Annotated in this window: 12 protein-coding genes; 8 read left to right on the top strand and 4 right to left on the bottom strand. The window is 52.4% G+C overall.

Features of this window, described 5'->3' with window-relative positions; translation table 11 throughout:
- Positions 1-10: 10 nt before the first annotated feature.
- Positions 11-1,921 (top strand): methyl-accepting chemotaxis protein, encoded by a 1,911-nt coding sequence (locus IEW52_RS02635; RefSeq protein ID WP_188628525.1) that lies wholly within the window; start codon positions 11-13, stop codon positions 1,919-1,921.
- A gap of 32 nt (positions 1,922-1,953) precedes the next feature.
- Here IEW52_RS02635 and IEW52_RS02640 read toward each other — a convergent pair whose 3' ends face one another.
- Complete coding sequence (locus IEW52_RS02640; RefSeq protein WP_188628526.1) at positions 1,954-2,898, bottom strand: LysR family transcriptional regulator; 945 nt, start codon at positions 2,896-2,898, stop codon at positions 1,954-1,956.
- A gap of 131 nt (positions 2,899-3,029) precedes the next feature.
- Here IEW52_RS02640 and IEW52_RS02645 point away from each other — a divergent pair, with 131 nt between their 5' ends.
- From IEW52_RS02645 to aptA, 4 genes are all read left to right on the top strand, one after another.
- Positions 3,030-4,493, top strand: a complete 1,464-nt coding sequence (locus IEW52_RS02645) for an NAD-dependent succinate-semialdehyde dehydrogenase (protein WP_188628527.1) — start codon at positions 3,030-3,032, stop codon at positions 4,491-4,493.
- 115 nt (positions 4,494-4,608) lie between these two features.
- Entirely contained in the window at positions 4,609-6,018 is a 1,410-nt protein-coding gene (locus tag IEW52_RS02650; RefSeq protein WP_188628528.1) for an APC family permease, read from the top strand.
- A 46-nt stretch (positions 6,019-6,064) separates the two neighbouring features.
- The gene (gabT, locus tag IEW52_RS02655) at positions 6,065-7,345 is read left to right on the top strand and encodes a 4-aminobutyrate--2-oxoglutarate transaminase (RefSeq protein ID WP_188628529.1); all 1,281 of its coding nucleotides are present in this window, start codon (positions 6,065-6,067) and stop codon (positions 7,343-7,345) included.
- A 222-nt stretch (positions 7,346-7,567) separates the two neighbouring features.
- Positions 7,568-8,890, top strand: coding sequence for an omega-aminotransferase AptA (aptA, locus tag IEW52_RS02660; protein ID WP_188628530.1), 1,323 nt, complete (start codon positions 7,568-7,570; stop codon positions 8,888-8,890).
- A 184-nt stretch (positions 8,891-9,074) separates the two neighbouring features.
- On the opposite strand, the gene lhgD is transcribed toward aptA, so the two are convergent.
- Positions 9,075-10,286, bottom strand: coding sequence for an L-2-hydroxyglutarate dehydrogenase (lhgD, locus tag IEW52_RS02665; RefSeq protein ID WP_188628531.1), 1,212 nt, complete (start codon positions 10,284-10,286; stop codon positions 9,075-9,077).
- A gap of 110 nt (positions 10,287-10,396) precedes the next feature.
- Complete coding sequence (gene glaH, locus IEW52_RS02670) at positions 10,397-11,365, bottom strand: glutarate dioxygenase GlaH (RefSeq protein ID WP_188628532.1); 969 nt, start codon at positions 11,363-11,365, stop codon at positions 10,397-10,399.
- Positions 11,366-11,528: 163 nt separating this feature from the next.
- On the opposite strand from glaH, the gene csiR reads away from it, so the two are divergent.
- Both csiR and IEW52_RS02680 read left to right on the top strand, forming a co-directional pair.
- Positions 11,529-12,218 carry a DNA-binding transcriptional regulator CsiR gene (gene csiR / locus IEW52_RS02675; RefSeq protein ID WP_188628533.1) on the top strand — a complete coding sequence of 230 codons (690 nt, stop codon included), beginning with the start codon at positions 11,529-11,531 and terminating at the stop codon, positions 12,216-12,218.
- Positions 12,219-12,528: 310 nt separating this feature from the next.
- A complete protein-coding gene (locus tag IEW52_RS02680; protein WP_188628534.1) occupies positions 12,529-12,933 on the top strand; it encodes a hypothetical protein in 405 nt (134 codons plus the stop codon).
- Between the two features lie 118 nt (positions 12,934-13,051).
- Here IEW52_RS02680 and IEW52_RS02685 read toward each other — a convergent pair whose 3' ends face one another.
- Complete coding sequence (locus IEW52_RS02685; RefSeq protein ID WP_188628535.1) at positions 13,052-13,960, bottom strand: LysR family transcriptional regulator; 909 nt, start codon at positions 13,958-13,960, stop codon at positions 13,052-13,054.
- Between the two features lie 159 nt (positions 13,961-14,119).
- Between IEW52_RS02685 and cuyA the strand changes: the two genes are divergently transcribed.
- Entirely contained in the window at positions 14,120-15,130 is a 1,011-nt protein-coding gene (gene cuyA / locus IEW52_RS02690; protein ID WP_188628536.1) for a D-cysteate sulfo-lyase, read from the top strand.
- Positions 15,131-15,387: the final 257 nt, after the last annotated feature.

Raw genomic sequence — 15,387 nt, forward strand, 5'->3', positions numbered from 1 at the left:
GAAATCGCAGGTGCTCAGAAATCTTAATATAGGAACTCGCCTCGCAGTGGGCTTTGGTGGTTTGGTAGCGATCACGGTAGTGATCATGGCCATGTTCTATTTGGTCAACTCCAATCGCCTTATTGCTCAAGCCGAAAAGCGTGAGCTACAGGGACTGTATAATGCGATTCAGGCACAAGCGGATATCCAGGCTTTTTTTTCCGAAGCCATGAGTGCCATAGTGGCAAACCAGCCTCAGGTACAGACCGCCTTTGCCAATGGTGATCGACAGGGGCTGATCAATCAGTTTCGGCCGGTATTTGCACGGTTAAAGCAAGATTATGGCGTGGCACAATTTCAGTTTCATACTGCCCCTGCAACCTCTTTCTTGCGTCTGCATAAAATAGAGAAGTACGGTGATGATCTGACTCGGTTGCGCGCTACCATCGTCGAGACCAATCGTACCCAGGCGCCGGTTCGCGGTCTGGACGGCGGCGTGGCAGGTATCGGTATTCGAGGGCTATCTCCCATTCGCTATCAGGGCCAGCATATCGGCTCGGTTGAATTTGGCCTTAATCTGGCACAGGGATTTGCCGAGCGTTTCAGTCAGGAGTTTGGTGCCGGGGTGGCCATTCATGTGTTGCAAGGCAGTAAGGTAAATACCCTGGCGTCTACTATTAGCGGGAACAGCCTGATCAGTCAGCAATCAATTCAGACCGCCTGGCGAGGAGAAGAAGTATTAGGGCGCCAGCAAAGCGACAGCAGACCCTACGCCACGCTGGCACACAGCATCAGTGATTTTTCCGGTCAACCCATCGCCGTGGTAGAAATTGCCATGGATCGCAGCTTTTACGCCAACAGCATAGCCAGTACCCGTAACTTCGTTATTATGCTGTCGTTGGTAGCCATCGTCATTGCCTTGCTGGTGGCCTATTCACTGACTCAAAGCATAGTGCGGCCACTACGAACTACCGTAACCAATCTGCGTGATATTGCCGAAGGCGAGGGTGATTTGACCCGTCGCCTTGATGAACACGGCAAAGATGAGCTGAGCGAGCTGGCTCAGGTGTATAACCAGTTTGTCAGCAAGGTGCAGGACTTGATCCGCCAGGTGTCGGATGCCACCAATCAAATGGCGGCCTCTACCGAAGAGTTGTCACACATTGCCAGCGAAGGTCGCCAAGGAGCTCAGGCTCAGCACGACCAAACCACCCAGGTGGCTACGGCCATGCACCAAATGACGGTGTCCATTCAAGAAATTGCCGCCAATACCAATAACGCTGCCGCTACCGCCGAAAACACCACCAGCACCACAGAGCATGGCCGACAGGCGGTATCGCGCAATGTGGCCACCATCGATGAGCTGGCCCGGGAAGTGATGGCGGCTTCGGTCACTATTAAAGAGCTGGAACAGCAAAGCAACGATATTGGACAGGTGCTGGAAGTGATTGGCGATATTGCCGATCAAACCAACCTGCTGGCGTTGAATGCGGCCATAGAAGCGGCCCGAGCCGGTGATCAGGGCCGCGGTTTTGCGGTAGTGGCGGATGAAGTGCGTAGCTTGGCACAACGCACCCAGCAGTCGACCGGCGAGATAGAAAAAATAATTGAAAGTATTCAAAGCAGCACCCGCAATGTGGTGACGGTTATGGAGAGAAATCGGTTGAAAACCGACACCGCGGTGACCGAAGCAAACGATACGGCGGCCAGGCTGACCGACATTAAATCCTCGGTCGATGCCATTCATAACATGAATACTCAGGTGGCCGCCGCGGTAGAAGAGCAGTCTCATGTGGCAGAAGATGTGAATCGCAGCATCAACACCATCAATGAAATTGCAGAGCAAAGCCAACTCTCGGTGGGGCAAACCGCCCAAGCCAGTGCCGAGCTGGCCGAGCTGGCCACTCAGCTGCAAAGCCTGGTGGGGCGCTTTAAAATATAACCCTCAAAAATCCGGCATTGATGCCGGATTTTTTATGGGTGATCTTTAGCGGCTACCGAGGCTTGTTCGGCCAGCAGCTGTAAAAATAGCTCTTTCAATCGGCTCTGACGACCATGGCTGCGGGTGATGGCGGCAATGCTCAAGTGATGGCTTTTTTGCTCCGGTAGCAGGGCTTTCATGCGGCCCTTTTCTACCCAGCGCCGTGCGAAGCTTTCCGGTAAAAAGCCGAGATAGTGGCCAGACAATATCAGCGCCGCCCTGGGTTCGTAATGATAGGCACGACCGGCATTTTTCATTCCCTGTACCTGGGCACTGGCCTCCGGGTTGGTATAAATACCGGGATGAATGAATCTGGCATCCGTCAGTTTTTGTTCCAATGTATCCGGGTCTTGCTCATTAAACAGAGGATGTGTGTCGCTGCAGTAAAGAAAACAATGCACCTGATAAAGGTGGTGATAATCCAGGCCTTCCAAATCTCTATGATAATGAATAAAGCCGATATCGGCATCCTCACTCAACACCCGTCGCTCTATTTCGCTCATATGGGCCACATCCACACTGACATTTATTTCTGGTGCCACCTCACCCAGGTGGGCAAACACATCCACCATGGAAAACTCTTCTTCGAGCCAGAGATTATCGCTGGAAACAATCTTCAGCTCGCCGCTAAGTTGTTCATGCAGCTCGTTGACTGTGTAGCGGAATTCTTCCAGCTTGGTAAACAACCGCTTGGCCGATTCATAAATCACGGCGCCATCATCCGTTAGCGCAAAACCAGAGCGGCCACGTCGGCATAGCTTGAGTTTAAGTCTGTTTTCCAGATTGGCCATATGCACGCTAATGGTCGAGCGGCTGATGTTAAGTTCGGTTTCTGCCGCCGAAAATCCCCCGCATTCCACCACCGTCTTGAACAACTTGAGCAGACGAATTTCAAAATCCCCTATTTGACCCAGCACTAGCCTGTTTACATGACTCATAGTTTGATGTTCTTCAATGTTAAAGTTGGTATGTAGCTATTTATAAAACTTTCCCCCGCAGGTTAACATGCTGGCAACTTATGGCCAATAAGCTGCCATACCGCAATTAACATTTTAAGGCTGGGATCAGAATGAATATGTATTCTGTAAATAAAGAGTTGATTAAAGATGCCGGTTACATTGATGGCCAATGGTGCCAAGCCAGCAGCGGCAATACGATTAGCGTTTACAACCCCGCGACCGGCGAGCAGCTGGGACAGGTGCCCGACATGGGGGTTGATGAAGCTCAAGCCGCCATTGATGCCGCCCATACCGCACTGGCCAGCTGGCGTGAAGTCACGCCCAAAGAGCGGGCTCGTCTGTTACGCCGCTGGTTTGAATTGATTCTGGAACATCAGGAAGATCTGGCCCGGTTAATGACACTGGAGCAGGGCAAGCCGCTGTTCGAAACCCGGGGCGAAGTCTTGTACGGCGCCTCGTACATTGAATGGTATGCCGAAGAAGGCAAGCGAGCCTACGGAAAACTCTTTGCCGCGCCCACCCACGACAAACGTGCCTTGAGCATTCAGCAACCCATAGGTGTAGTGGCCGCCATTACGCCGTGGAATTTTCCCAATGCCATGATTACCCGCAAAGTGGCGCCGGCATTGGCGGCAGGTTGCACCGTGGTACTCAAACCCTCCGAAGAAACCCCCTATTCGGCTCTGGCCTTGATGGTGCTGGCCGAACAGGCCGGTATTCCTGCCGGTGTGATCAACATGATCACCTCCAGTCAGGCCGCCAGTATCGGCAAGGTGTTGACCGATGACAGCCGCGTTAGAAAGCTGTCTTTCACCGGCTCTACCCGGGTGGGCAAGCTGCTGTATAGCCAGAGTGCCGAGACGGTTAAAAAGCTCAGCCTGGAGCTGGGCGGCAATGCGCCTTTTATCGTGTTTGATGATGCGGATCTGGATGCGGCGGTAGCCGGCGCAGTCATTTCCAAATTCCGTAATGCCGGACAAACCTGCGTGTGTGCCAACCGGATTCTGGTGCAGGACGGTATTTACGATGCTTTCGTCGCGCGCTTTAAAGAGGCCGTTGAACAACTGGTGGTGGGCAATGGTCTGGATGAAGCCACTACCCTGGGGCCGGTGATCAATCAGGCTGCCATCGACAAAATTGCCGCCCTGGTCGACACGGCTCAATCACAAGGTGCCCAGCTGATCACCGGCGGTGTTCGCCATGCTGCTGGCAACTTGTTTTTTGCCCCCACCATTCTGGCCAACGTGACCCAGCAAATGGACATAGCACAGCAGGAAATTTTTGGCCCTGTTGCCCCAGTGATTCGTTTCAGCGACGACGCCGACGCCATCGCCATCGCCAATGATACTCCCTACGGCCTGGCGGCCTATTTTTATACCGAAAAACACAGCCGTATCTGGAAAGTGGCCGAAGCGCTGGAGTTTGGCATGGTGGGCATCAACGAGGGCATTCTTTCCAACGAAATCGCCCCCTTTGGTGGCGTAAAAGAATCCGGTCAGGGTCGGGAAGGCTCCTCACAGGGACTGGAAGATTATATGGAAACCAAATACCTGTGCATGGGCGGCATTCGTTAGTCCATTCACTGACAGGATTAGCACTCGGCTAGTCACGGCTCAGGGTCATCGAATTCTGGATAGAAATCGTAGCCGTTGAGTCATCAGCATCGTTGAATAGTAAGGAAACATGAAAATGCTGCATGAATCGAGCGAAGATCACAAAAAAGTACTCTCCAGACTGGATGTGTTGTTTCTGGCCTTTGGTGCCATGATTGGCTGGGGCTGGGTAGTACTGTCCGGCAACTGGATTATAGGTGCAGGTACCCTGGGCGCCATGCTGGCGTTTGTATTGGGGGGCGTATTGGTTATCTTTGTGGGGCTTGCCTATGCCGAGCTGGCTTCGGCCATGCCCACCACGGGCGGCGCCCTGATTTACGTACTCAGGGGGATTGGATACAAGACCGGATTTGTCGCCGCCTGGGCATTGGCTCTGGGATACATTTCGGTGGTTGCCTTTGAAGCCGTGGCCCTGCCAACCGTGATTGAGTATATTTTTCCTGATTATAAAGTCGGATTTTTATACTCCATTCAGGGCTATGACGTTTACACTTCCTGGGTACTGGTGGGCATGCTGGGCTCGGTATTTATCACCATCGTTAATCTGATGGGGGTCAAGTTTGCCGCTCTGTTGCAAATGGTGCTGACCATTATTATTGGCATCATCGGCCTGATGCTGATCTTTGGCGCGGCGGTGAACGGCAGTGTGGATAATGCAGATCCCTTGATGATTGGCGGTATGGCCGGTGTGCTGACGGTGGCCATCATGACACCCTTCATGTTTGTTGGATTCGATGTGATTCCGCAAACCGCCGAAGAAATGAAAATCCCACCCAGATCCATTGGTCGAATTCTGATCGTGTCTGTGGTGGCTGCGGTGATCTGGTATGTCGCCATTATTTTTGCCGTCGGATTCGGCCTGGATCACGACTCCTTGGTCAGCTCAGTGCTTCCTACCGCAGACGCCATGAGCAGTGTCTTTGGTCACAATGGCTTTGGTATCGTCCTGATTCTGGGCGGTGTGGCAGGCATTATCACCAGCTGGAACTCCTTCATTATCGGCGGTAGCCGAATTCTCTGTGCCATGGCCGAGCGCAAGATGATTCCCGCCTGGTTCAGCCGTCGTCATGCCCGCTACCATACGCCGGTCAATGCCATTCTATTTATTGGCGCCTTGTCTACTCTGGCTCCTTTGCTGGGTCGACCCATGTTGATTTGGCTGGTGGACGCGGGCGGTCTTGCCATCGTGCTGGCTTATGCGCTGGTGGCCGTGGCTTTTGTTCGCCTACGCCGCTCAGAACCCGACATGGTGCGACCGTTCCGAGCCGGAAAATCCAGTGCCATCGGCTGGGCTGCGGTATTTTTCAGTGTCTTGTTTGTGGCTCTGTATCTACCGGGTATGCCGGCAGCCCTGCTCTGGCCTTATGAGTGGCTGATTTTTGCCGGCTGGTGGGGCGTCGGCGTGCTATTGATGCTGCAGATGAGAAAAGCGCAAACTGCTGAGGTTCGGCACCGGTTTTCAGCTCCCATCGCAAATATGAAATAAACAGCATAAACGTGCTACAGGAATGCACTGAACAGGAGTCAAGATCATGAATAAGAATCAACAGTTACAAAAAAGAAAAGATGCAGTATTCGCCAGAGGTATGGGAAATATGGCGGCTGTGTATGTTGATCATGCCAAAAACAATGAAGTCTGGGACGTTGAAGGCCGCCGCTATATCGACTTCGCCGCCGGTATTGCGGTGGTCAATACCGGCCATAGTCATCCGCGCATTCAAGCCGCCGTGGCCGAGCAACTGAGCCGCTTCAGCCATACCTGTGCCATGGTCACCCCTTATGAAAGTGCGGTGGAACTGGCCGAGAAACTGGTTGCACTGGTGCCGGGCGAGACTCCCAAAAAGGCCATCTTCGTCACTACAGGTGCCGAAGCGGTGGAAAACGCGGTCAAGATTGCCCGTGCCCACACCCGGCGTAGCGGTGTTATCGCCTTTAACGGCGGCTTCCATGGTCGCACCAACATGACCATGGGACTGACGGGCAAAGTCGCCCCCTACAAGGCGGGCTTTGGTCCTTTTCCGGGCGAGATTTATCATCTGCCGTATCCTAACGCCTACCATGGCGTGACTACCGAGCAGTCGCTGAAGGCGCTGGACGAGCTGTTTCACTGCGATATCGAGCCGGGCCGGGTAGCGGCGCTGATCATAGAGCCGGTACAGGGTGAGGGTGGTTTTTATCAGGCCCCGGCGGTCTTCCTGCAGCAACTTCGCACCATCTGTGATCAGCACGGCATTGTGCTGATTTGTGACGAAATTCAGACCGGCTTCGCCCGTACCGGCAAGATGTTTGCCACCGAGTATTCGGGCATAGAGCCGGACCTGATGACCATGGCCAAGGGCATTGCCGGTGGTTTTCCGCTCTCTGCCGTGGTGGGCAAGGCCGACATCATGGACGCCGCCAATCCGGGAGGCCTGGGTGGTACCTATGCCGCCTTTCCGCTGGCCTGCGCCGCCGGTCTGGAAGTACTGAGCATCATTGAAGAAGAGCAGTTATGCAACAAGGCGCTGGCGCTGGGTGAACTGATGCACAAGCGCCTGAGCGAACTGCAGGCGAAGTATCCTCACCAGATCGGCCAGGTACGTAATCTGGGTGCCATGGTGGCGATGGAGCTGGTTCACAATGGGGATGTGGAACAGCCCAATGCCGAACTGACCAAGGCGATTGTGAGCAAAGGTATCGAGAAGGGGGTGATCCTATTGTCTTGTGGGGTTCGTGGCAACGTGATCCGCTTCTTGCCGCCCCTGACCTCGCCACTGGAAGTGGTCGATGAAGGTTTGGATCTACTGGAGCAGGTACTGGCAGAGTTAATTTAGGCGATACAAGTTTGATGTCATCATTTGGCGGGCGTAATGCCCGCCTTTTTTATATCCAGTAAATAAATAGGTCACGACCGAAAGGTGTTTATGGGCTTATGGTTGAGCTTGCTCAAACTAAGCATTTAAACATTGTCATTTATCAAACAAACTCCTTTGTTCACACTATGGTGACAATTTAGTTACATCGCCGTTATATCGAGATTCAGAGGGAGTGCCAACATGACCGCAACCAATTTAGCTGCACACTGGATGCCATTTACTGCCAATAAAGGTTTCAAGGAAAAGCCGCGTATGCTCAGTGCTGCCAAAGGCATGTACTGGACGACGGATGATCAGCGCCAGGTACTGGATATGACGGCGGGCCTGTGGTGCTGTAATGCCGGGCATGCTCATCCTCATATTGCCGACGCCATTGCGCATCAGGCCAAAACACTTGACTACGCCCCGAGCTTTGGCTTCGGTCATGCATTATCTTTTGAATTGTCCGAGCGGCTGGCCAATTTGGCACCCGGCAATCTTAACAAGGTGTTTTACACCAACTCGGGTTCCGAGTCAGTCGAGACCGCCCTGAAAATGGCACTGGCTTATCATTACGCCAAAGGCAACACCGGCAAGCAGATGTTTATTGGCCGAGAGAAGGGCTACCACGGTGTTAACTTTGGGGGGATTTCGGTAGGCGGGCTGACCAATAATCACAAGGCGTTTGGTCAGTGGCTGCCAACCGATCGTCTGAGTCATACTCAGGATCTAACGCTTAATGCCTTTTCTCGGGGCTTGCCGTTACATGGGGGCATTGAAAAAGCCAATGAGCTGGAAAAACTGATCCAGCGCCACGATGCCAGTCGTATTGCCGCGGTGATCATAGAGCCGATTACCGGTGCCGGTGGCGTGCTGCCGCCGCCAGTGGGCTATCTGAAACGTATTCGTGAAATTTGCGATCAGCATGACATTCTGCTGATTTTCGACGAAGTAATCACCGGCTTTGGTCGTACCGGCAATGTGTTTGCCAGCCAGACCTTTGACGTGATCCCCGATATTATGACTACCGCCAAGGGTCTGACCAATGGTGCTGCTCCCATGGGGGCCGTGCTGGCAGGAGATCATATTTATGATGTCATTGTCGAGCAGGGCGGTCCCGGGGTGGAGTTTTTCCATGGCTATACCTATTCGGCCCATCCGTTGGCGTGTGCCGCCGCCATGGCCACGCTCGATGTTTATGAGCAGGAAAATTTATATCAGCGTGGCGCAGCCGAGGGTGAAATTGCTCAGTATTTTGAACGAGGCCTGCACAGCCTGAAGGGACTGCCGGGGGTGATCGATATTCGCAACTACTCTTTCATTGCCGCCGTGGAGTTCGAGCCTTTGGTCGGCAAGCCGGGGGCCACCGGCAGTCTGATACAAACCAGCGCTTGGGAGCAAGGCATGATGCTGCGTTCTCTCGGCGATGCCATTGCTATGTCTCCGCCGCTGATCATGGAAAAAGAGCATGTCGATCAGACGATTGGCATTCTTGAGCGCAGCATCAAGCAGCATTTCGCTTAAGCGCTAGCTCACATGCAAAGGACTGCTCAGGCAGTCCTTTTTTGATCCTGGTTGGCTGATGTGTGACTAAGAGATCGGCACAAAGCTTACCGCTGTGTCAACAGGTTGGGATGAGGGGCAGAGACGGTGGTAGGGAGATTGCCGCATTGCGGGAAGTGCCCCGCAATGCGTGAGTTCATCGGTGTTAGGCGAGAGCGGAGCCTTGCTCGACCTGCTGTTTAACCTTGTCGACAATGTAGCCGCCAATGGGAATGGCAGACGTAGCGGCGGGCGAGGGCGCATTACAGACGTTAATGGTGCGTTTGGTATTCACGAACAGGAAGTCGTCTACCAGATTGCCGTCTTTCGATACCGCCTGAGCGCGTATGCCGGCCGGATAAGGCGTTAAATCACCCAGTTGCAGGCTGGGGCAATACTTGCGTACCAGTTCCAGGTAGCCGGCCTTGTGGATGGAGTTTTTCATCTCGGTGAGACCGGGTTTGAAATTTTTCATCAATACCTTGAGGATGCCCGGGTAGGTGAACATTTCCAGGGTATCGCGCAGGGAGATATCACTCTTCTTGTAGCCTTCCCGCTTGAAAGCCAGTACCGCATTGGGGCCCACTGTGACGGTACCGTCTATCATTCGGGTAAGATGTACGCCAAGGAACGGCATGTTCGGATCCGGAATCGGGTAGATCAAATGGTTCACTATCTTATTGTGCTCGGGTTTGAGCAGATAGTACTCGCCGCGAAAGGGGCAGATCTTGAATTCGGGCTCAATGCCCAGCATACGCACCACCCGGTCCGCCATCAATCCAGAGCAGGACACCAGGTACTTGCCCGGAAATTCGCCTTGAGAGGTCTCTACCACCACCTGGCTGCTTTCTTCCTTCAGGCCGGTAACTTCGGCGTTATAACGAATTTCGCCGCCCAGACGTTCGAATTCCTTGCCCATGGCTGCGGTTACCTGCTTGTAGTTGACGATGCCGCTGGAGGGGACAAAAATGCCGCCCACACCCGTGATATTGGGCTCGCGCTCTTTCAGCTCGTCGGCATTCAGCCAATAACGCTCCAGGCCATTGGCCTCGCTGCGATCCCATAGCGCCTGCATGCGCGCCATTTCCATTTCGTTGGTGGCTACCAGTAATTTGCCACATTCATCAAAGGGAATATCGTGTTCGCGGCAAAATGCCTTGGTGGCAATATTGCCTTCCAGGCAGAATTTGGCTTTAAGGCTGCCCGGGGTGTAGTAAACCCCGGCATGGATAACGCCGCTGTTGTGCCCGGTTTGATGCTGGGCGGGGCCGGATTCTTTTTCTAGCAGTAATATCTTGTGGTCGGGATAGGTTTTTTTTAGCTGCCAGGCGGTGGACATGCCGACGATACCACCACCAATAATTATGAAGTCAAACACAGTTGAGACCACCTTGGTAAGAGAGACAAAGGCCGGGGACCAGCCCCGGCGAAATAGAATGCCTTGTTAATGTTAAGAGTGCCGCCGCGGGCGCCCCTCAGTCAAAGTCTTTATCCCTGGTTGGGCTGTCTCACGGTTTTTGCGTGAGTAAAGTAGCCTCGCTGGCGCATCAGCTCGCGGCGAAGCCCCTCATGCGCCACAAACTTGTCGCGGCCATGCAGCCAAAAGTGGTTATTGATCAACAAGAAAGAACCGGGTGCCACAGGTACCGACAGGCGATGTTCACTGGTTTCCAGTGCCTCGGAGAGATCTGCCAGCCAGACGCCTTCATCAAAGTCTTTTGGCTGCACAAACTGATCGATGTAGGCCATGATGGGCTGACCGCTGACATCGGTATCAAACACCGCATGATACACATCTTTGGTGGTGTTCTTGCTCGGCGGTGCCGCCCAGCGCATGACTCTGTGTGCCATGGCATCGGCGTAAAAGCGATCCAGGTGCTCCCAATCATCCAGATGCAGTAACAGGGAATTGCCTCCCTCTATGTTCTGCTCGTCTACTTTCAGCATTAATACATAGTCGGTATCTTGCTCGACGAAGGTGCCATCGTTATGCAGCTCCATGACTCTGTGAGCCTGGCGCAGATAACTGTCCGAGTTATCGTCATTTTTAACCACAAACCGGGCATAGTACTGGCCGCTCATGGCATCAAAGTTGGAGCGGCCGAACAAATGAGCTACGGCGGTGGTGAACTTGACCATGTCTTCCGCTTGCTCAACCTGGTTCAGCCCTTCAGGAGTGATCAACAAGCCCCCGGTTTCACGGTTAACCAGGGTATCAATCAGCAAAGGTTGCAGTGTCTGACCACACAAATCATTAAGCAGTTGTGCCACCTTGAAGCGCAAGAAAGACTTGTATTCCAGTGCCTGAATTGGCCATTGGGCGGTAGCGTCCAAAAAGGCCTGCACCGTGTGCGCGTCAAAACGAAGCTCAAGCAGACGCCGAGACTGTGCAGAGGGTGCCAGGGTAAAGCCCTGATATTGGTGATGGGTGAAATCGGCAGTAGCAACGTTAGACATGATAGCTTCCTTGTTGTTTCTAATAGTATGGGTCGAGAAGTAAATTGTCGTTGTAATTAAATAATGTCGACATTTTGTCGTTGTGTCAATTTTGTGTGTCGGTTTTATGATCTCGGTTACAATATCGTTATAATCGAACCACAGATCGATTCAGGAGCAGCACATGAACCAGCTCGATATCCCGCGAGAAAATCTCGCCCGCACGGCTTACCAGCAGTTGAAACAAGATATTATTCAGAGTCACTTTGGGCCTACCGAAAAGCTGTTGATGAGCACCTTGAAGGCGCGCTATGGCCTGGGTGTGAGTCCGTTAAGAGAAGCCTTGTCGCAGCTGGTATCCGAGCGATTGGTAACGGCCGAAAGCCAGCGTGGCTTTCGGGTCAGCAGTATGTCGATTGCCGAGTTAAAGGATATTTATGACGCCCGAGCCCAGCTGGAAGGGTTGATCGTCGAGCTGGCCCTGGCGCGAGGTGATGATCTGTGGGAGGCCAGCGTGGTGGCGGCGCATCATGCGTTAAGCAAGGTCAATCATCTTGAGACCGTTGAAGATCAGCTCACGCACTGGGATCTGCGCCATCAGGCATTTCACCAGGCGGTGGCCGACGGTTGCCAGTCGCCGCAGCTGCTGGTAGTACGCCAAACCCTGATGGATCAAGCGGCGCGTTATCGTTACCTGTGGCTGAAGCAGACCGTATTCAGCCCGCAGGCATTAAAAGAGAAACAACAAGAGCATCTGATCCTGTTCAATGCCTTGCTGGCAAGAGACTCACAGGCCAGCACCATGATGCGAGAGCATCTAATGGGCCCGGTGACGATTATCAGCAAGGTGCTGGGCGAGCAGGGCGTGCGCTAACACACTCAATTTCATTATGTCGTTCGTAGCCCGACTGATTTGGCTGGCGAGGACAGGCCACCATCCAAGAAAGGCGGTGCTGAGTGATAGGCGCGCCTTTGTGTTTATTTTTCGTCTTTATTCGTCTCGTCTCGCAAGATATGAATGAGTGTGGATAAGGAGCTCCACCCTCTTGTGCGTATACTGAAGCTGGCAGAATATTTGCCTCGAATGACAACAATGTCATTTTTGTGTCAGGTTCTCGTTAGCATGGTCTTGTTATTCTTTGCTCATCAACCGGATAGGCCGGTAACTGATTAAGGAATATCCCATGCTTAAAGTGATTTCTTTCATTGTTCTTACTGCGGCACCTCTGCTTTCTTTCCAATCTGCAATGGCATCTGGCCAACATATTCCAGCCAAGGTTTGTTTTAGCTCGACCAGTGATTTCACCGATGGCGTAGACGTCCATCAGGCAAAAATGGCTCGCTTGCAGGCAGAAAAAGCAGGGATAACCGAGCCTGAATGTACTCCTGCTCAGGTGTACCTGAATGTCGGCAGTAATGGCACCGACGGCGTCGATCGCTTTCAGGAAAAGATGGCTAAACTGCGTTTTGGAAAGGATTCTGCCGTTGAAGCAGGAACCACTCCCGCTCAAGTGGCGCTGAACACGGCGAGTAATGGCACCGATGGTGTTGATCTGTTCGCTAGCCGTATGAGACATGCTACAAATTAGTAGCCGCATGCTGTTTAAAGAGGATGTTATTTGACGAGCAACGGCATCCTTTTTGTCTGAACTCAGGGTCTGATATCACAAATTGGCGCCAGTCTCCTCGCACCGTGTAACCACTTATTCATGAATAACCATGGTTATAAAGCTCAAGCAGGTAGTTCCAGAAGAGGTCTACTTCTGGCTTGACGGTATGTCTGAAACGGTACAACAGGATTTTCAGCTCCACAGCCTGTAGTGGTGATGTCAGGATCATCAACTGTTTGTTCTGCAATTCGTACTGGATCAGACTGAGAGGTAGCCATGCCACTCCGCACCCTTCTGTCGCCATGGCTTTCAGGCCTTCTGCTAGCGCATTTTCACAGACGGGTGTGTATTGAATGTCAGGTGGAATTTTGCTGAGACACTGCTCTTTTACTATGCGACCAAGGTAGGAATCATCGGGGTACGTCAGCAGTTTGAAGGGGAGTTGATTTTCGATCGAATGCAGCGGTGTACCATTGGTATTCACCGCCGACACCGGCACCAGCTTGTCGGTACCCACTTGAATACAGATGGTGTCATTGCGTGCCAGCTCAGTGATGTTTTCGCCCGAAGAGAAGGTCAGCAAAAAATCCCCCATGCCAGCCATAAAGGATTCCATTACATCGTGCAGGTTACCGGCATTCAGTTTAACTAATGTGGTGCTTACTAAAGGCTCCAGAGTCCGAATCCAGTGAGGAAAGAACGATACTGCCGGAGAGTGCTGGGAAAAAAATACCAGACATTGGCGTGACTCCTGGCCTTGCAGCCGCTTGCGGACTTGGTAAGTGTCGTGGATCATTCGTTTGGCTTCTTCCACGAACACCAGACCCGTTACGGTGAGGGTGGTCGGATACTTTCCCCGATCGACCAAGGTAATACCTAGCCAGTTTTCCAGTGAACGGATGCGTCGGCTAAAGGCGGGCTGAGTGACGAAGCGAGCTTCTGCTGCTTTGGAGAAACTGCCATGTTCACTCAATGCCACAAAATCTTTCAACCATTTTAATTCCATTAAAATCAAATCCTTGCATCATATTAACTCGAGGTATACCGAAAAGTAATCACTTGCGAAGCCAAGATAGCATTGGTCGGCTAATAAATTCTATTTCAATATGTTGGTGTTACGAAATTGTACTGATAATGTTATTAAAATGAGAAAGGAGTGTTACCCATGCTTTTGGCCCGTTATCCGCGTCTTCATTTCGCACACCTCAATACCCCACTTGAACCCATGCCCCAGCTAACCAAATTGCTGGATGGTCCTACCTTGTGGATCAAACGTGACGACTGTACCGGCCTGGCTGGCGGCGGTAACAAGACTCGCAAGCTGGAATTTCTGATGGCCGATGCTCTGGAACAGGGTGCCGATACCATTATTACCCAGGGAGCAACCCAGTCCAACCATGCTCGCCAGACTGTGGCCATCGCCACCAAGCTGGGTATGGATTGTCATATCCTGCTGGAGGATCGCACCGGCTCCGAAGATGCCGATTATGTCTACAACGGTAATGTCATGCTGGACCAGCTGTTCGGTGGCCAACTGCGCAAGTATCCAGGTGGCACCGATATGAATGCAGCGATGGAAGAGCTGTCCACCAAGTTGAAAGCCGAAGGCAAGAAACCCTATATTATTCCCGGTGGTGGTTCCAATGAAATTGGCGCCCTGGGTTACGTTAACTGTGCGCTGGAACTGCTGGGCCAGGCCAATGATTGCGGCCTGCGCATCGATCATCTGGTACACGCCACCGGTTCGGCCGGTACTCAGGCCGGCCTGGTGACGGGCCTGTATGGTAGTAACAGCCAGATCCCCGTGCTTGGTATCGGCGTTCGGGTACCCCGCGAGCAGCAGGAAGCCAACGTATTCCGCCTGGCCGAGCGCACCGCCGAGAAGCTGGGTATTCCTGGTGCCATCAAGCGCGAAGACGTGGTCGCAAACTGTGATTACGTGGGTGAAGGCTACGGTATTCCAGCCGAAAGTACCCTAGAAGCCATCGAGCTGTTTGCCCGTCACGAGGGCATATTGCTGGATCCCGTCTATTCAGGTAAAGGCGCGGCCGGCCTGATCGATTTGATCCGCAAGGGGCATTTCAAGAAAGGGGAAAATATCGTATTTCTGCATACCGGTGGCAGTCAGGCGCTGTTCGGTTATCGCGACGTATTTAATCTACCTAAGTATAGTTAATATTCGCACTCGGCTCCTCAGGGAGGAGCCGAGAAACACACCTAGTTAATAAACTAATCCTTTTTGTAAATGTTGTATTTCATCTGTACGTGGAAGAGACCATACAATGGCTGGGGAAAGGTTGATCGTTCAGCTTGATTCTAGTGGTGGGATGCATTAATCCACCTCTTGGAGATTTAATAATTTGAATTTAAATAGTTTATTTTCAAATGTTTACAGCTGTTTTTTTACTTGAATGGATATTATCAGAGAAAAGG

Source organism: Oceanisphaera marina, assembly GCF_014643915.1.
GTDB lineage: Bacteria > Pseudomonadota > Gammaproteobacteria > Enterobacterales > Aeromonadaceae > Oceanimonas > Oceanimonas marina.